The organism is Brevibacillus sedimenti, assembly GCF_020923495.1.
Taxonomy (GTDB): domain Bacteria; phylum Bacillota; class Bacilli; order Brevibacillales; family Brevibacillaceae; genus Brevibacillus; species Brevibacillus aydinogluensis.
Map to the genome: position 1 here is coordinate 3598109 of NZ_CP064048.1, position 16704 is coordinate 3614812.

The 16704-nt window shown below is 58.9% G+C and carries 17 protein-coding genes, 1 pseudogene and 1 riboswitch; of the genes and pseudogenes, 5 read left to right on the forward strand and 13 right to left on the reverse strand.

All coding sequences use genetic code 11. The annotated features are described in order from the left end of the window. Window positions 1-14: 14 nt before the first annotated feature. From IRT44_RS17585 to IRT44_RS17615, 7 genes are all read right to left on the reverse strand, one after another. A complete protein-coding gene (locus IRT44_RS17585; protein ID WP_171567013.1) occupies window positions 15-1019 on the reverse strand; it encodes a beta-ketoacyl-ACP synthase III in 1005 nt (334 codons plus the stop codon). A 5-nt stretch (window positions 1020-1024) separates the two neighbouring features. Next, complete coding sequence (plsX, locus tag IRT44_RS17590) at window positions 1025-2032, reverse strand: phosphate acyltransferase PlsX (RefSeq protein ID WP_230077098.1); 1008 nt, start codon at window positions 2030-2032, stop codon at window positions 1025-1027. Between the two features lie 22 nt (window positions 2033-2054). Continuing rightward, window positions 2055-2639, reverse strand: coding sequence for a transcription factor FapR (fapR, locus tag IRT44_RS17595; protein ID WP_171566939.1), 585 nt, complete (start codon window positions 2637-2639; stop codon window positions 2055-2057). 257 nt (window positions 2640-2896) lie between these two features. Then, window positions 2897-3067: a 50S ribosomal protein L32 gene (gene rpmF / locus IRT44_RS17600; protein ID WP_171566938.1), complete on the reverse strand. Its 171-nt coding sequence runs from the start codon at window positions 3065-3067 to the stop codon at window positions 2897-2899. A gap of 139 nt (window positions 3068-3206) precedes the next feature. Continuing rightward, complete coding sequence (locus IRT44_RS17605) at window positions 3207-3722, reverse strand: YceD family protein (protein ID WP_230077099.1); 516 nt, start codon at window positions 3720-3722, stop codon at window positions 3207-3209. A gap of 76 nt (window positions 3723-3798) precedes the next feature. Next, window positions 3799-4875, reverse strand: a complete 1077-nt coding sequence (locus IRT44_RS17610; RefSeq protein ID WP_171566936.1) for a SepM family pheromone-processing serine protease — start codon at window positions 4873-4875, stop codon at window positions 3799-3801. Continuing rightward, complete coding sequence (locus IRT44_RS17615; RefSeq protein WP_171566935.1) at window positions 4872-5666, reverse strand: patatin-like phospholipase family protein; 795 nt, start codon at window positions 5664-5666, stop codon at window positions 4872-4874. The genes IRT44_RS17610 and IRT44_RS17615 overlap by 4 nt, the downstream gene beginning before the upstream one ends. A 218-nt stretch (window positions 5667-5884) precedes the next feature. On the opposite strand from IRT44_RS17615, the gene ylbJ reads away from it, so the two are divergent. Further along, window positions 5885-7114 (forward strand): sporulation integral membrane protein YlbJ, encoded by a 1230-nt coding sequence (gene ylbJ, locus IRT44_RS17620; RefSeq protein ID WP_230077100.1) that lies wholly within the window; start codon window positions 5885-5887, stop codon window positions 7112-7114. Window positions 7115-7118: 4 nt separating this feature from the next. On the opposite strand, the gene coaD is transcribed toward ylbJ, so the two are convergent. Together coaD and rsmD are read right to left on the reverse strand one after the other, a co-directional pair. Further along, a complete protein-coding gene (coaD, locus tag IRT44_RS17625; protein ID WP_171566933.1) occupies window positions 7119-7604 on the reverse strand; it encodes a pantetheine-phosphate adenylyltransferase in 486 nt (161 codons plus the stop codon). After that, window positions 7601-8209, reverse strand: a complete 609-nt coding sequence (gene rsmD, locus IRT44_RS17630; RefSeq protein ID WP_230077101.1) for a 16S rRNA (guanine(966)-N(2))-methyltransferase RsmD — start codon at window positions 8207-8209, stop codon at window positions 7601-7603. The genes coaD and rsmD overlap by 4 nt, the downstream gene beginning before the upstream one ends. A gap of 383 nt (window positions 8210-8592) precedes the next feature. On the opposite strand from rsmD, the gene IRT44_RS17635 reads away from it, so the two are divergent. Next, entirely contained in the window at window positions 8593-8736 is a 144-nt protein-coding gene (locus IRT44_RS17635) for a hypothetical protein (protein WP_171566931.1), read from the forward strand. Window positions 8737-8846: 110 nt separating this feature from the next. Here IRT44_RS17635 and IRT44_RS17640 read toward each other — a convergent pair whose 3' ends face one another. Then, entirely contained in the window at window positions 8847-9347 is a 501-nt protein-coding gene (locus tag IRT44_RS17640) for a GNAT family N-acetyltransferase (RefSeq protein WP_230077102.1), read from the reverse strand. Window positions 9348-9468: 121 nt separating this feature from the next. After that, window positions 9469-9612, reverse strand: a complete 144-nt coding sequence (locus IRT44_RS17645; RefSeq protein ID WP_230077103.1) for a hypothetical protein — start codon at window positions 9610-9612, stop codon at window positions 9469-9471. A 217-nt stretch (window positions 9613-9829) separates the two neighbouring features. On the opposite strand from IRT44_RS17645, the gene IRT44_RS17650 reads away from it, so the two are divergent. Together IRT44_RS17650 and IRT44_RS17655 are read left to right on the forward strand one after the other, a co-directional pair. Next, window positions 9830-10756, forward strand: coding sequence for a non-homologous end joining protein Ku (locus tag IRT44_RS17650; protein ID WP_230077104.1), 927 nt, complete (start codon window positions 9830-9832; stop codon window positions 10754-10756). A gap of 47 nt (window positions 10757-10803) precedes the next feature. Beyond that, window positions 10804-11938: pseudogene (locus IRT44_RS17655) on the forward strand (cation:proton antiporter). Here IRT44_RS17655 and IRT44_RS17660 read toward each other — a convergent pair. Both IRT44_RS17660 and IRT44_RS17665 read right to left on the reverse strand, forming a co-directional pair. Beyond that, window positions 11935-13416, reverse strand: a complete 1482-nt coding sequence (locus tag IRT44_RS17660) for a YcdB/YcdC domain-containing protein (RefSeq protein WP_230077105.1) — start codon at window positions 13414-13416, stop codon at window positions 11935-11937. The pseudogene IRT44_RS17655 and the gene IRT44_RS17660 sit on opposite strands and share 4 nt — an antisense overlap. Before the next feature lie 154 nt (window positions 13417-13570). Continuing rightward, window positions 13571-14449, reverse strand: coding sequence for a cation diffusion facilitator family transporter (locus tag IRT44_RS17665; RefSeq protein WP_230077898.1), 879 nt, complete (start codon window positions 14447-14449; stop codon window positions 13571-13573). 180 nt (window positions 14450-14629) lie between these two features. Continuing rightward, window positions 14630-14740, forward strand: a riboswitch (TPP riboswitch). A gap of 145 nt (window positions 14741-14885) precedes the next feature. Here IRT44_RS17665 and thiC point away from each other — a divergent pair. Then, the gene (gene thiC / locus IRT44_RS17670) at window positions 14886-16667 is read left to right on the forward strand and encodes a phosphomethylpyrimidine synthase ThiC (protein ID WP_171564213.1); all 1782 of its coding nucleotides are present in this window, start codon (window positions 14886-14888) and stop codon (window positions 16665-16667) included. Window positions 16668-16704: the final 37 nt, after the last annotated feature.

The window sequence follows — 16704 nt, forward strand, 5'->3', positions numbered from 1 at the left end:
CACGATTTCCTCCTTTAAGCCGGTGTGGTGGACCACTTCAACAGGGCTGCACCCCATGTCAGTCCTCCGCCGAAGCCGACGAGGACGACGTTGTCGCCTTCTTTCAGGCGCCCCTCTGCCACCGCTTCGTCCAGCGCGACGGGAATGGACGCGGACGACATGTTGCCGTAGCGGTCCAGGTTGATCGCCACTTTGTCCTCCGACAAGCCGAAGCGCTGGATGGCTGCGTCGATAATCCGTTTGTTGGCCTGGTGGGGAACCAGCAGGTCGATCGCTTCTTTCGGTGTCCCCGACTTCTCCAGCACCGCTTCCGTCGCCGAATTCATGACGCGGACGGCGAATTTGAACACTTCACTGCCGGTCATCGAGATGTAGTGCAGGTTTTTTTCCACCGATTCGCTGGAGGCCGGAATCCGCGACCCGCCCGCAGGCATACACAGGAGCGGTCCGCCGGAACCGTCAGCGCCCAGCTCAAACGCCTGGAATCCGAAGCCCTCGCCCACCGGTCCGAGCAGGGCCGCACCGGCACCGTCGCCAAACAGAACGCAGGTGTTGCGGTCCTTGTAGTTTGTGATTTTGGACAGGGTTTCCACCCCGACGACGAGCACGTAGCGGTACAGTCCGTTGGCAATGAACTGGCTGCCCGTGGCGATCCCGTAAAGGAACCCGGTGCAGGCCGCCGAAACGTCCAGCGCGGCTGCGCGGGAAGCGCCCAGTTTCTCCTGCAGGATGCAGGCCGTCGACGGGAACATCATGTCGGGTGTAACGGTGGCTACGATGATCATGTCCAGCTCTTCCGGACTGATCCCAGCTTTCGCCAGCGCATTTTTGGCTGCTTCGTACGCCAGATCGGAGGACGCCTGATCCGGTGCGCTGATGCGGCGCTCGCGAATCCCGGTGCGAGTGACGATCCACTCATCAGATGTTTCCACCATTTTTTCCAGATCAAAATTGGTCAGCACTCTCTCCGGCGTGTAGGAACCTGTCGCCAAAATCCCTACGGGGCGCAATTCCTTCATTGGTTTCACTCGCTTTCTCCCGATTGGTTTTTCTGTAGTGCGTCCTGGATAAAACCGTTCACATCCTCAGCAACAAAACGGACAGCACTGGCTATCGCGTTTTTGATCGCACGCTCGTCAGACGATCCGTGCGCCTTGATCACAGGCCGGCGCAGTCCCAGCAGCGGAGCGCCACCGTATTCGGCGTAATCCATCCGCTGCTTGAAGCGGACCAGGCTCGGTTTCAACATGGCCGCACCTACTTTATTAATCAGGCTGGAAGTAAATTCCTGCTTGAGCAAGGAAAAGATGGTAGAAGCGGTACCTTCCATCGCTTTCAACAGCACATTGCCGACAAAGCCGTCGCAAACCAACACATCGCATGCTCCCTGCATCACGTCGCGCGCCTCCACGTTGCCGACGAAGTGCAGGTCGGTCTGCGCCAGCAGCGGAAAGACGGCCTTGGTCAGTTCGTTTCCTTTGCCCTCTTCTGTTCCGACGTTCAAGAGACCGACCGTCGGACGTTCGAAGCCGAGCACTTTTTCCGCGTACAGGCTGCCCATCACGGCGTACTGGAAGAGATGATGGGGCTTGGCGTCCATGTTGGCTCCCACGTCAAGCGTCAGCGTTGCCCTCCCCTTGATATTGGGGATGAATGCCGCCAGCGCCGGCCGCTCGATTCCTTCCATACGTCCGGCGTACAACAGGCCGGCCGTCATCAACGCTCCCGTATTGCCCGCCGAAATGGCAGCGTCCACTTTTCCTTCCCGGGCCAGTTCGACGGCCACCACGAGCGACGCCCCTTTTTTGCGCCGGACAGCCCGTACTGGTTCGTCGTCAGGTTCAATGACTTCCGACGCCGGGTGGATTTCCAATCCTGCAGGAAGCTCTCCCGGAAGTTCGCGCCGGATCGCCTGCTCGTCGCCGACCAGCACGATCTCAAGTGTCGAATTCTCCCTGACCGCCTGCAAAGCGCCCAGCACCGTGCTGCGCGGCGCGTTGTCGCCTCCCATCGCATCCAATGCAATTCGCAACCGTGACTCCTCCTTAATGCTCTCATCCATTTCGCTTTGCGACATCGGACATGCCGACGACGCGGAACGTAGCGGTAAAGACCAGTTCTCCCTGCACCTTGGTCTCCACCCGCACTTTGCATTCGTCCCCGTTTCGGCTGCGCACAACGGCCTTAGCCACCAGCTTTTCCCCCAGCCGTACCGGACGGATAAAGCGGATGCGGGCAGAAGCGGTCAGCGCCACGTCGGCGTCGATGACCGCCACCGCCAGCGAGTTGGCCTGGGCGAATATGTAGTGTCCACGGGCGATTTGCGTCCGTGCAAAAACGTGTTCTTCTTTGATTTCCAACACGGAGATGGCCTGAACGTCGAGCTGCAAGTCGACAATCTCCCCGATCACTTCGTCAATCCCCAGTGATTTGACCGGGTCCAGGCTTCTTTCCGCCACCGACTTGATTCGCTCCCGCAGTTCCGGGATGCCCAGCTCCAAACGGTCCAACCGTATTGTTTGTATGCTGACTTGAAACAACTCTGCCAGATCCTCGTCAGTGGCGAAGGGATTTTCCTGAAGCGTCTGCACCAAACGAGTCTGGCGGTCTTTTTTTGGCAAGCGGGCGATGGGTAACACCCCCTCGGCATCCGTATTCAATCGCATAACTTGCGAGTAGTTTTTAATACCAGGTCCTAATCAAGTATAAGGGAGAAGCGGCGGAATGACAAGCAAAGATCGCCGCAGTCGGCTAAATCGGGACAGATGTCCCCCGACCACCGATGTGCATGATGAGCGATTCGACGCTCGGCTCTCTCATGCGGATGGAAAGCAGCGCTTCCCTCCTGGACACTTCGTCATGAAAAAAGCAAGGTGATTTCTCACCCTGCCTTTTCTTACTTCGCTACTTTTACACCTTTATAGTGTCCGCAGCTCGGGCAAACGCGATGCGCAAGCTTGTATTCGCCACAGTTATCGCATTTGATCATGCCAGGAATCTCTAATTTGAAGTGCGTACGACGCATTCTTTTACGGGTTTTGGAAGTTCTCCGAAAAGGTACTGCCATCTTCCTTACACCTCCTTCAATTGGCACATGCTAAGAAGCTCTATTAGGTGGATGGTACAGGCGCGAACGCTTCCGCCATCCTTCAAAAATGAGACGCTCGATCGAGGGATCGGCAATCCCATCTTGAAAACACACGCAATTACTTGCTGTCCTTGAAGAAATCAGCCAGTCCGGCCAACCGCGGATCGATCCGCTCATGTTTGCACTCGCACGCCTGCTCGTTCCGGTTTACTCCGCACTCGGGACACAATCCTTTGCATTCCTCCTCGCAGAGGGGAAAAGCAGGGATGGCGAGCAGGAAATCTTCCTGCAGCAGCGGCTTCAACTCGATCTCGTCGCCTTCCAGCGGCAAAATGTCGCTGTCTTGGTCTTCATCCTCCGCTGAATCGGCGGGGGCGAAGGTTTCCGCAAAAGGCACGGCCGTGTGCCGGGTAAAAGGCTTCAGGCATCGCGCGCAGACAAAGTCAACGTCTGACTTCAACTCGCCTTTCACGTAATAGAGATTGCCCAGTTTGGCTGCCTCGCCGCTCACTTCGACAGGGGTGAGCCCGCGAATCTCCTGATGGCGGCGCTTCAGTTCGTCAGCGTCCAACGTCAGCCGAAACGGCAGCGGCTCGCCTTTTAGATGGTCCAAATCGCTTACTTTGATGTTCACACCTTTTCACCTCAAGCACAACAAGGATGATTATAGCCTTTGCCCTTTGCTTTGTCAACCATTTTTCCTTGACAGCTCATTCGCTATACGAGCCCTTTGGTTTTTGCGCCTTGAGGAAAGCCAGCGCGTCGTCCACGGTTTTGACCGGGACCACCCGCATCCGGGATCCGATCCGCTTGGCCGTCTCCAGCGCCTCCTGGTAATTGGACACCGGCCCCTCGGCATCGTCCGGCGCCAGGAAGATGTCAGCGCCCGCCTCGTCCGCAGCCACGACCTTGTGGTTGATGCCGCCGATGCGGCCAACTGAACCGTCCGGCGAGATTGTACCCGTCCCGGCAACCTTGTATCCCCGCGTCAAGTCAATCTCCTGGTTTAACTGGTCGTAAATCTCCAGCGTCATCATCAGCCCCGCCGACGGACCGCCAATGCCTTGGCTAGAGATGCTGACCTGCTTGGGGACGATGATTTCCTGTTTGTTGTCGGGACGGATGCCAAGTCCGGGCGTTTTGGAATCCGGCAGCGGTGCCAGGGTCAACGTGCGCTTTTCCTCCCTGCCGTCACGGATCAGCGTCACTTCCACCTGATCGCCCTGCTTTTTGGTCGACAGGTATTGGAGCAGATCCTTGGCTTCGCGCGTCGGTCGGCCGTCCACCGCCACGATCACGTCACCGATCTGCAGCACGTTTTTTGCCGGCATGCCCTCGATCGTGCCCATCACCCACACGCCCTGGTTCTCGATCTTTACGTCGTATCCGGCCAGGCGGAACGCAACAGCTTCCGCGATTTTCTGGGAATTGTCCATCACGGCCAATTCCCGTCTCGTAAAATCTTCGTTGCTCTCGCCGCTGCCCACGACCAGTTCCTTTTTCATCAGTTCCGCATTGGGAGACAGCTGGGCGTAGAGATACCAGGCGAGATTGGCTTCCCCCATCCTGACCGTCGTCAACATAAACGCCCCTGATTCGTCCTTTTTCCCACCCTCGACGTCAATCATCGGGGCAAGTTCAATGGCGGAACCGGGCCGCGTCACATAGTACGGCGTCGGCACGAAAAACACCGTGCCCAACAGGACGACGGCCAACACAAACAGCCAGGGTATGGAATGGGACCCCCGGCCCGACCGGTTGCGTGTAATCAGCCTCTCCTCACTCATTGTTTTGCCTCCCAGTCGGCGATCAATTCCTTGATCCGTTCCACAGAGTCCAGTCCGGCGCGTTCGCCGAGGGCGATAATCTCCTCCACGCCGGTGTACGCGATACTGCTATAATGTCCAACATCGGGACGGATTACGAGATCGGCAGCCAAAATCTGATGCCGCAAAATCTCCCGCTCCATGACGTCGATCGTCTGGGCGATCACGTCAAAAATCGTCGTCACCTTCATCGGCGTGTCAAACTGGGCGACATCGACAGCGATGACGAGATCGGCACCCATGTCGCGAATGACCGTGATCGGCACCCGATCGATGACCCCGCCGTCCACCAGCAGGCGGTCTCCCACCCGTTCGGGCACAAAAATGCCCGGGATGGAAATGCTCGCCCGCACAGCCTGATCCACCGGCCCCTCCCGAAAGACGACACGTTCCCCGGTCTCGATGTCGGTCGCGACCACAGCCAACTCCTTGGACAGTTCCTCGATACGTTTGCCATGGGTCAGCAGGCGGATCAACTGCTTGATCTTTTCCCCCGCGACAAACCCCATGCCGGGAACGGTTAGATCCAGCCAATGTTTTCGCTTCAGATTCAACGCCAGTTTTTCCATCATGTGCGGCTCGATGCCGTTAGCGTACACGGCGGCGATCAAGCTGCCCATGCTGCTGCCGGCCAGCATGTCAACTTTAATGCCGTGTGCCTCCAGTGCCTTCAACACACCGATGTGGGCCAATCCGCGTGCTCCTCCCGAGCCGAGCGCCAGTCCCACTTTCGGTTTTCTCGTAGTTCCCATGCGCCTCTCCCCCTCTCACAAACGTATGCAGGGTACCGCCAATCCTTTCGGACAAAGCAGACGGGCGGAGCATAGTTTTTGATTCGTTCACGTAGACATGTACTATCTCGGCCGGTCGCCGGACCTGCCTCGCTGCCCATGAGCACTGCGGCACGGCCAGGCCGGATGCACGACCTGCCGGGTTTCCCTTTGCTCATTCGCTGGTACAGGAGGTAGCTATGTCACGCCGCTCTCCGATTCTTACACTGCTGCTCGCCTTGTCGGCCATTGCCCTCGTCGTCATTTTGGTGTCGCACCCGCAGATGTCGTTTGAGGCGGCGCTCCGCGGTTTGAAAATCTGGTGGGAGGTGGTGTTTCCCTCCACCCTGCCGTTTATCGTTCTTTCCGAAATTTTGATGGGCGTCGGGGTCGTCCACTTCGCCGGCGTGCTTTTGGAACCGTTGATGCGCCCGCTCTTCAACGTACCGGGGACGGGCGGCTTCGTCCTGACGATGGGCTTTGCCTCCGGCTATCCCGTCGCGGCCAAGCTGACGACCCGCTTGCGTGAACAGGGCAGCGTGACCCAGGCGGAAGGGGAACGGCTCGTGTCGTTTACCACGACAGGGGACCCGCTTTTCGTCATCGGCGCGGTCGCCATCGGCTTCTTTCACAGTGAGCAGGTCGGGGTCGTCCTCGCGTTCAGCCATTACGTCTCAGCCGTCCTGATCGGGCTCTTGTACCGCTTTTACTCCCCGTACGCTCCCATGAGCAGGGCGCTGGAAAAGAACCAGCTCCCTCTCCCACTCCGGGCGCTGCAGGCGATGCATCGGGCGCGGCTGCGCGACCGCCGGCCGTTTGGGCGGCTGATGGGGGAAGCAGTCCAGTCTGCCCTGCACACGCTGCTGATGATCGGCGGCTTCATTATCGTCTTTTCCGTCCTGATTCAGCTGTTTTCCACCATCAACCTGACCCGGTTTTTGAGCAGCCTGCTGGCGGTGCTGCTCGGTCCAATCGGTCTGCCGCCCGCCCTCTCCAACGGGATCATTGCCGGTCTCTTCGAGGTCACGCTTGGCGCACAGGCCGCAAGTGAAGTCCCCCCATCCGTCCCGCTGATCTGGCAGGCGGTCATCGCCAGCGCGGTCATCTCCTGGGGCGGCTTGAGCGTGCATGCCCAGGTGGCCAGCATCCTCAGCCAGACGGATCTCAGGGTGGCGCCGTACCTGCTCGCCCGCGCCATTCACGCGATCCTTTCGGCTGTGCTTACCTATTTGGCGTGGGAACCGCTCACCGCATCTTCCTGGTTCAAGGGTAGCAGCATCCCGGTCTTTCTGCCGTCTACGTCCGGGATTCCGGTCATGGACTGGTGGGATACGCTGCTGCACTCCGGACTGCTCGCGGCCGTGATTCTCGCTGCATTGGCCCTGCTCAGCCTGCTCGTGCGTCTTGCCAACAGGCACCAGATACACTGATTGCTCAGGGTTGTGCAGCAAATTTGGCGCGCAGCGCACGCTCCACAACCGGCGGCACCAGGTCGCTCACGTCGGCGCTGTATCGGGCCAGTTCCTTGACGATGCTGGAACTGAGAAACGAATACTGATGGCTCGTCATCATGAACAGCGTCTCGACATGGTCATCCAGCTTTTTGTTGATGGAAGCCATCTGCATCTCGTACTCAAAATCGCTGACGGCCCGCAGTCCGCGGATCACCGCCCGCGCCTGACGCTGGCGAACGTAATCGATCAACAGGCCGTTGAAGGACTCCACTTCGACGTTGTCCAATCCGGCTGTCGCCTCGCGCAGCAGTTCGATGCGTTCTTCCACACTGAACAAGGACTGTTTCTTGGCATTGATCAACACCGCTACGATCACCTTGTCAAAAATGTTGGCGCCGCGGGTGATGATGTCGAGGTGTCCATTCGTCACAGGGTCAAAACTGCCTGGGCATACTGCGATGTTCATGAGATGGATGCATCTCCTTCCGACGCCGTTTGCTCGGCTTGATCGTCTTTTTCCAATTCGTGGGCATAGAGCGTCACCGTCGTCTCCCCATAGGTTGCGACGCGCTCCACTGCACAGCGGCCAATCGTTTCCGGCAGGCGGATGTCGCTGTCGTGTTCCGCCACGATCCACGCCCCGTCAGCGAGCAAACCCAGTTCCTGCATGACACGGATGTCCGCGACGATGTTTTGCTGGGCGTATGGCGGATCGAGAAAGACCAGGTCAAACGCAACCCCGCGTCTCCCCAGTGCCTTCAGCGCCCGAGACGCATCCGTGCGGTACAGCTCGGAACGGTCTTCCAGCCGGCAGGCAGCGATGTTTTGCTTGACGACCGCATGTGCTTTCGCGTCCCGTTCCACAAAAATGGCCCGTTCCGCTCCCCTGCTGAGCGCTTCGATCCCCAGCCCGCCGGTTCCGGCGTAGAGATCGAGCGCCCAGCCGCCGGAAAAGTACGGGCCGATCATATTGAAAATGGATTCCTTCACCTTGTCCGTCGTGGGCCGCGTGCTTTTGCCGGGGACGGCCAACAGCCTGCGTCCCTTGTGTACACCTGCGATGACTCGCATAATGCCTCACCTTTGTATGTATGGAGAATGAGAATGATTTCATACTAACACAACCGGTCTGCTGCGTAAAATTGTGCCGTGGAAAAAAATTGCGCCGTGCATGTATAAGAGATGGAAGTTCTGGCAAAGAATATGGATAGCGACGCAACGGTGTCGCTGACAACCGCGGAGAAGACTTACGTTTCCCCATAAGCTCTTCCTCCGGTTTCTCCTCTCCCATAATTGAAAGGCGGTTTACTTTGGCGCACTGCGTGTCTGATAGGAGCATGCCGTGGCCGATCTCCCTGAGGGAGAAGTTAAACCGCTGCCTCATCGCCAATGGCGGTGAGGTATTTTTTTGTGATCCGGGCGGCACACTATCCGTTAAAAAGGAGGCAGACTCCATGGCAGAAAAACAGCCGTCGAAACAAAAACAGGAAGCCGCTGCCGCCCAGTCCCTCGCCGACCGCACAGGCATCGGCAAGGAAGAGGCGCGCCGCATGCAGTCTGAAGCCGACAAGTCCGAAGTGATCAAACACGGGCAGTAAATGAATGACGGAAAGCCAGCCGTACGTAAGAAACGGCTGGCTTTGTATTGAAAATCGGATGGGTGATGATGCTCCGCTGCCTGGGAAATGTTCCTTTCGTAAAGCGTTTGTCAGGTTTGTTCCCACGCGTATACGTGCACCAGTTTCTCCTTGAAGACAGTCTCTTTTTCCCGGAACATTCCGATCTTTTGGGCAACTCGTGCGGATGCAGCGTTTCCCGGTTGAATCAGGCAGATCAATCTCCTCAGCCCTTTCGCCGCTACTCCGTACTCGCGAAACGCCATCGCCGCTTCGGACGCGTAGCCGTTTCCCCAGTATTCCTTCGCCATCCAGTAACCGATCTCTGTCTCCGGCTTCCCGTCCACTATTTGCTGCACCAGTCCCGCATGGCCGATGGGCTGCATGTCCTGTTTCCGCACTGCCACCATCAGCCCCAGACCGGAAGCGTAGGACTGCTGTACCCAGTCGTAAAAGCGTGTGACCTCTTCATCCGTTCTCGGCTTGCCATGCCCGATGTAGCGGACCACGTCCGGGTCTTTTAGCAGACCAGCAAGAAAAGGAAGATCTTCCAGGCAATACGGGCGAAATAACAATCGATCCGTTTCCAACATGCGAAATAACACTCCTCCTGTTATGGCCAGGCGGGCGCCTCCCCTGCTCACCGCGATGTGCAGGCGGGGGCTGTTAGTGGTTGGCCACCACTTTTTTGAGCAGGCGAATATCCGTGTCGTGCTAATTCACCAGTTCCTGCAATTCGCGAATGCTCCCCTGCGACTCCGTGTTATGGGCGACCTGCGCTTTGATCAACATCACCTGGTCCTTGATCTCGCGCACGTCACTTTCAATGATGTCCAAGCGGTGCTCGAATCGATCCATGCGCTATTTAAGCCCGCCGATCCGCATGTCCAGCCCTCTCAACTGCTGCCCCAATCCCGCGATCATGCTTTTCAACTCTTCCATCGCTCTCCCCCTCTTGCTTTCACTGTACAAAAAGAAAGCGCGCCTTGTCGAGCAAAATAACCTGCATTTCCCTCCTGGTAATTCCAACGGGGTGCAAATACTACGGACAGCAAACCCTGACAGGAGGACTGCCATGCACACGGTCTGGAAAGGTTCGATCAGTTTTGGTCTGGTCAATATCCCGGTGCGGATGCATACCGCGACGGAAGAGCGGGACATCCGCTTTCGCCAGCTTCACAGCGAATGCCACACGCCGATCAAGTACGCCAAAATGTGTCCGCACTGCCAGCGGGAAGTGGACGCGTCGGAGATTGTGCGGGGATTTGAATACGAAAAAGGCAATTTTGTAATCATTCGCGACGAGGATCTGGAAGCGATTTCCCCGGAAACGCGAAGAGCAATCGAGATCCTCGATTTTGTCGATCTGCACGAAATCGACCCGGTTTACTTTGACAAAAGCTACTTTCTCTCCCCCCAGGAAACCGGAGAAAAAGCGTACGCTCTGCTGCGGGCAGCCATGGAGGAAACAGGAAAAATTGCCGTTGCCCGCGTGACGATGCGCAACCGGCAAAGTCTGGCGGTGGTCCGGCTGTACGAACACTGCATCATGCTGGAAACCATCTTTTATCCCGACGAGGTTCGCCCCGTCTCACAGGTGCCGTCGCTGCCCGAAGCGGACGTCTCGCTGGCTGACAACGAGCTGAAGATGGCAGCGGAGTTGATCCGCAACATGACGACGCCGTTTGATCCGGCCAAGTACAAAGACGAATACCGCAGCCAACTGCAGGCGGTGATCGAGAGCAAGCGGAAAGGAGAGGAAGTGGCTGTCGCTCCGGCGGCTCCACGCGCCAACGTGATCGATTTGATGCAGGCGTTGAAGGAGAGTCTCGCCGCAACCGGCGGCGCGTCTGCTCCCGCCAAGCTGGAGCCGGAGCCGACGCCGGCCGCGCCCGCCAAAAAAAGGACGGCGGCGGGCAAAGAGCCCTCTCAGGATCCGGCTGCCGGCGCCACCACGACGACCACCAAGAAACTGAGGCGCAAAAAGGCGAAGTCGTCCTGATCCGCCGCATGTCCGTCCGTATTCCCTTGGAGAAAGGATGAGCGAACGTGCTCTTCTCCCTTCAAGTGTTCATCATCCTGCTGGTGACCAAGCTGGCCGGCGAGTACAGTGTGCGCCTGGGGCAGCCGGCCGTCCTCGGCAAGCTGCTCAGCGGCATCCTGATTGGTCCGGCCGTGCTGGGGGTAATCGAGCGTACGGAAGTGCTGCATGAGCTGAGCCAGGTAGGCGTCCTGCTTCTCATGTTCCTCGCTGGACTGGAAACCAATCTGGACGATTTGCACAAAAACCGGAACGCCTCCGTGGCCGTTGCCGTCGGCGGGATGCTGGTGCCGTTTGCAGGCAGCTATCTGACTGCCCGTTTTTTTGGCCTGGAGCCAATCAACGCCGTCTTTCTCGGCCTGCTGCTGTCGGCCACATCGGTAAGCATCTCGGTCCAAACCATAAAGGAGCTGGGCAAGCTGCACACGCGCGAAAGCACGACCATTCTCGGCGCGGCGATTGTGGACGACATTCTGGTGGTCGCAGCCCTGGCGATCCTGATGAGTGTTCTCGGCGGCGCGGAAACGCCGCTGCTTCTCGTCCTCGGCAAGAAAGCGGCGTTTTTTGCCGTCATCATCCTGCTGGGCTGGAAGGTTGTCCCCTGGGTGATGAAAAAGCTGGCCCCATTGCGCGTGGAAGAGGCGGTAATCAGCGCCGGGTTGATCGTGTGCTTCTTTTTTGCCTGGCTGGCCGAATCCCTGGGTGTAGCCGGCATTATCGGCGCGTTTGCCGCCGGGCGGTCCATCTCCCGGACCGATTTCAAGGAGGCGGTGGAACACAAGCTGGAACCGATCGCCTACGCGATCTTCGTGCCCGTCTTTTTCGTCAGCATCGGGCTGTCCGTATCGTTTGCAGGCATCGGCGGCCAGGTGTGGCAGATCGTCATCCTCTCCGTCATCGCCGTCCTGACGAAACTGGTCGGCGCCGGAGCGGGCGCACGTCTTACCGGTTTTTCCCGGCCGTCCGCCTTCGCCGTCGGCAGCGGCATGGTGTCGCGCGGGGAGGTGGCCCTGATTCTGGCCGCCATCGGTCTGGACAAAGCTGCTGCCGGCCGGCCAGTTTACGGCGCTGTTGATTGTGGTGATTGTGACGACCATGGTGACGCCGCCGATGTTGAAGCGCGCCTTTGCCAAAGCGCTCTAACCGTGCCGCCTTTCGCAAATCACCTCACCGCTGCAGGCGTCAACGAGGCGGACCGGCAGTCCCGACTCCTTGTGAACGGCCGCATACTGCAGGCGGTAGAGGGACTGGCCGCCATCTCGGCACCGCTCCCACTGCAGGCGAAATACGGTTTCCTCCCGGAGACGACGCAGGGCTTCTCGAGGCGGCAGGGCGGGAATGATCGGCGCCTGAATCAAGCCGTTTGGAGGCGCATCGAGCCCGGAAAAACGTTCGATCCGCCCTGTTGAGGAATGAACCGTGACGAAGAGGAACCCCGGTTCGCAGGGGATGCCGCCTCTTCGGACGCGAAACCGAAAATGTTCCCGTTCGCGGCGCTCGTCCCCTCCCTCGTCCGGGACATCCGATGCCAGTTCCAGCAGGGGCAGCAGTTCCGGCACCGCCCGCCGCAGGAAGGAAACGGCCCGCTCCAAACACTCCTCACGGGACAGGCGGAGCGTACCTGCTTCCTCTTCCCACCACCAAAAGCTCATCAAACGTTCCGTGTTCGCATCAATGCGGGCCATTACCGCACGTTCTTCCTGCCGCCTGCGGAAAAACTCCTCAATCGAGCGCTCCTGGCGATCGGGCTCCTGCGAGACACGGTCGCTACGGCCCCAAACCACAGCCGTCTGGTTCTCCGCGGCGAACAACGCGGTCTGCTGAATGCGTTCGTAGTGGACAGGGTCAATCCCGATCAGTTCCTCCAGCGATTCGACGCCTTGTTCACAAGCTGAAACGGCTTCAGCCGACAGGGGGAGCCAGTTCACATTCTCTTCGTCCGCCGCCGCTTTTGCCTGCGGGCCTGTTTCCGCCGAAAAAGTCAGGCAGACCGGCTCCGGTTCATACACCAGCCGCCACGTTCCTCCCCCGCCAGCGAATACGCTCTCCGGAAGCAGCTTCAGCACGAGCGTAAGCGTTACGTCGTTTTCCAGGAAACGCTCGCACACCGCCTCCTCCACCAACCGCGCGGGCGTTTCCGGCAGCGGCTGCACGCCGAAATAGGTAAAATCGGTCACCGCGCCGCTCCGATGCACCTTGACGCGGCAGCCTGACAGCGGCAGCGGCAATCCCAGCGCCTCCTGGCGAAAGTGAACCCAGATGCCGTTTTTTTCTGTGGTCACCGTCACGTGAGAGAATGCTTCCAGCGCCTTGGGATCGTGACTGGAAACGAACTGTTCCGCCCGCCGCCGTAATTCATCAACCGGCAGCACCGGGCGATGATCCCACTCATCGGGAACATCCTGCGTAAATTCAAGCAGCTTTCCCTCCGAACTGAACGTGACCGCAATCCCTTCCTCACTGTCGGGCTTGACCCAGAGAAACGTGGCGTTCCCTTTTTTATGACGCCCCCCATCTTCGATCAGCAGCCGGTACGACGATGGGATGTCAAACAGTGACACCGCCCGCTTTCTTAGTCCGTCCAGCGCTGTCTCCATGTCTGCTGCAGCCTGTTTCCGCACGGTGCACAACCTCCTGAAACCTTTCGTTTTGTCTCCCTGATTGCCATGCTGATTGCCATGTTCATCCTGTTTCATCCACATTATACCAAAGACAGAAAGATGAAAAAAACCTGTCCCTTGCCCGCCTAACGGGCAGTGACAGGTTTTCGTGTCGTCAGTGCTCGGACTGTCCTTCCGGTTCTATGTGGATGTGCACGGCGTTGACGTTGTGTGCGGCCCTCATCCGCGCCTCGATATCCTCGGTGATCGTGTGGCTCTCCGTCACGTTCAGAGTGGGGTCCACGTGAATCACGACATCGACCAGCACGCTGCTTCCGTGGTAGCGCGCCTTGATGTCCTTGATGTCCTTGACGCCGGGGATCTGGGCGATGGTGGAGCGCAGCGCTTCCAGTTCGCCGCGGTCAAACCCGTCCGTCAACCGGTGCGCCGCCTCGCGGAAAATGGACCACGCCGTTTTCAGGATGATCCCGCCCACCACGAGCGCGGTCAGCGGGTCCAGCCAATGCAGTTGGAACTGGGCGCCGGCCACTCCCGCAAAGGTGCCGACGCTGACCAGAGCGTCGGAGCGGTTGTCTTCCGCGGCAGCCATCAAGCCCTGGCTGTGGGTCGCCCGCGCGAGCCGCCGGTTGTAGCGGTAGACGCCGAACATGACGGCAGCGGTTGCCAGGGCGGTCCAGCCGGCCAGCATGTCAGGCGCGTTCATCTCCGGGGTGAACAACGCAGAGATTGCCCGGCTGAGGACTTCGATCCCGACCGCCAACATGATGAAGGATGCGACAAGAGCTGAGATGCTTTCTGCGCGTAAGTGGCCATAGGGATGGTCGTGATCAGGCGGTTTGCGAGAGATGCGCAGGCCGATCAGTACGGCGACGGACGCGACCACGTCAGTTGTGTTGTTCAGTCCGTCCGCCAGCAGCGCTTCCGAGCCTGCCAGCAGCGCCACCCCCACTTTCACCAGGGAGCAGCAGACATAGGCGATGATGCTGACCCACACCCCGCGTTCTCCCTGCTTCAGATTCGCGTACACATCCACCTGCATCACCTCAAAATTCCTTCTCACACGACCTTCATCGTACCAGACGACTCCCGAGTGGGTCTACGGAAACAGTTTTTGTCCGGGTCAGCATGATAGGCAGAGGGAAAATAAGTTGGACACTGCCAAAACCTCTTGCCGGATAGAATTGGAAATGGTAAGCTGGTGCTGTACAACAATACAGATATGCACGGGAGCTTGGGGAACCAGGCTGAGAGGATGGCTGATCCGCCGTCGACCGTTGAACCTGAACTGGGTAATGCCAGCGGAGGAATGTTGTTGACACCAAGAAATGCGGTGTGCGTCTGTTCGCGCACGCTCTTTCTTCGTCTGCGTCTGGCGTCGCATGGGTTCATGCGGCGTTTTTTCGTGACGCAGTTTCTCCGCCTCCCGCAGGGTTCACGACACGTGCAACCGTGACAAGGAGGTTTTTTTCATGTCCACTTCCCCCTTCCCCTTTATCTCCACAGCGGCCGTCCCGCCGTTTCCGGGCAGCCGCAAAACGTACGTCCAGGGCTCCAGACCGGACATCCGCGTGCCGATGCGGGAGATTTCCCAGCAGCCTACTATTACCCCGAACGGCGAAGTGCCCAACCCGCCGCTGCGCGTTTACGACACCAGCGGAGAGTATACGGCACCCGATTACATCGCCGACATCACCAAGGGACTGCCCGCCCTGCGCCGCAACTGGATCGCGGAAAGAAGCGACACCGAGGAATACGAGGGCCGCGAGCCCAAGCCGGAGGACGACGGCTACCGGAACTTCCCGCAGGAACCATCCGTCCCTATCTTTCCCGCCAAAAGACAGAAGCCGCTGCGCGCCCGCCAGGGGAAAAACGTCACCCAACTGCATTACGCCCGCCGCGGCATCATAACGCCGGAGATGGAATTTGTGGCGATCCGCGAGGGCGTCTCGCCGGAATTTGTGCGTCAGGAAGTGGCCAGCGGCCGGGCGATCATCCCTGCCAACATCAACCATCCGGAGAGCGAACCGATGATCATTGGCCGCCATTTTCACGTCAAGGTAAACGCCAACATCGGCACCTCCGCCGTCACCTCCTCCATCGGCGAGGAAGTGGAAAAAATGATCTGGGCCGTCCGCTGGGGGGCAGACACGATCATGGACCTGTCTACGGGCAAACACATCCACACCACCCGGGAATGGATCATCCGCAACAGCCCGGTTCCGGTCGGCACCGTCCCGATCTACCAGGCACTGGAAAAGGTGAACGGCAAGGCGGAGGAGCTGTCCTGGGAGGTGTACCGCGACACGCTGATCGAACAGGCCGAACAGGGGGTGGACTACTTCACCATCCACGCCGGCGTGCTGCTGCGCTACATTCCCCTGACGGCCAAACGGGTGACCGGCATCGTCTCGCGCGGCGGTTCCATCATGGCTGCCTGGTGTCTGGCGCATCACCAGGAAAACTTTTTGTATACCCATTTTGAAGAGATTTGCGAAATTCTGAAGACGTACGACATCGCCGTATCGCTGGGAGACGGCCTCCGCCCCGGTTCCATCGCCGATGCCAACGACGAGGCACAGTTTGCCGAGTTGGAAACGCTGGGAGAGCTGACCAAGATCGCCTGGAAACACGATGTCCAGGTGATGATCGAAGGCCCCGGTCACGTGCCGATGCACCTGATCCGTGAGAACATGGAACGGCAGCTCACCGTGTGTCAGGAAGCCCCCTTCTATACATTGGGGCCGCTTACCACTGACATCGCTCCCGGTTACGACCACATCACCTCCGCGATCGGAGCAGCCATGATCGGCTGGCTTGGCACGGCGATGCTGTGCTACGTGACGCCCAAGGAGCACCTTGGCCTGCCGAACAAGGAAGACGTCCGCAACGGGCTGATCGCCTACAAGATTGCCGCACATGCCGCCGACCTGGCCAAAGGTCACCCGCGCGCCCAAGAACGGGACGACGCCCTGTCCAAAGCGCGGTTTGAATTTCGCTGGAACGACCAGTTCAACCTGTCGCTTGACCCGGAACGGGCCCGTGAATACCACGACGAGACACTCCCGGCGGAAGGGGCGAAAACAGCGCACTTCTGCTCGATGTGCGGCCCCAAATTTTGCAGCATGAACATCACGCAGGAAATCCGCGCGTACGCGCAGCAGAACAACCTGACTGTAGAGAAAGCCGTGGAACAAGGGATGAAAAAGCAGGCGAACGCCTTCCGAAAACAGGGGAACCAGCTCTACACGTAAGCGGCGCTCCCTGGCTCCGCTTGCGCACCTGCAAGAC

Excerpts from the sequence above, each read along its gene's own strand:
- ylbJ (WP_230077100.1), top strand. The coding sequence starts at position 5,885 with ATGTCACGCCGCTCTCCGATTCTTACACTGCTGCTCGCCTTGTCGGCC.
- rpmF (WP_171566938.1), bottom strand. The coding sequence starts at position 3,067 with ATGGCAGTACCTTTTCGGAGAACTTCCAAAACCCGTAAAAGAATGCGT.
- coaD (WP_171566933.1), bottom strand. The coding sequence starts at position 7,604 with ATGAACATCGCAGTATGCCCAGGCAGTTTTGACCCTGTGACGAATGGA.
- IRT44_RS17650 (WP_230077104.1), top strand. The coding sequence starts at position 9,830 with ATGCACACGGTCTGGAAAGGTTCGATCAGTTTTGGTCTGGTCAATATC.
- rsmD (WP_230077101.1), bottom strand. The coding sequence starts at position 8,209 with ATGCGAGTCATCGCAGGTGTACACAAGGGACGCAGGCTGTTGGCCGTC.
- IRT44_RS17645 (WP_230077103.1), bottom strand. The coding sequence starts at position 9,612 with ATGGATCGATTCGAGCACCGCTTGGACATCATTGAAAGTGACGTGCGC.
- IRT44_RS17585 (WP_171567013.1), bottom strand. The coding sequence starts at position 1,019 with ATGAAGGAATTGCGCCCCGTAGGGATTTTGGCGACAGGTTCCTACACG.
- IRT44_RS17615 (WP_171566935.1), bottom strand. The coding sequence starts at position 5,666 with ATGGGAACTACGAGAAAACCGAAAGTGGGACTGGCGCTCGGCTCGGGA.
- IRT44_RS17635 (WP_171566931.1), top strand. The coding sequence starts at position 8,593 with ATGGCAGAAAAACAGCCGTCGAAACAAAAACAGGAAGCCGCTGCCGCC.
- IRT44_RS17610 (WP_171566936.1), bottom strand. The coding sequence starts at position 4,875 with ATGAGTGAGGAGAGGCTGATTACACGCAACCGGTCGGGCCGGGGGTCC.
- thiC (WP_171564213.1), top strand. The coding sequence starts at position 14,886 with ATGTCCACTTCCCCCTTCCCCTTTATCTCCACAGCGGCCGTCCCGCCG.
- IRT44_RS17640 (WP_230077102.1), bottom strand. The coding sequence starts at position 9,347 with ATGTTGGAAACGGATCGATTGTTATTTCGCCCGTATTGCCTGGAAGAT.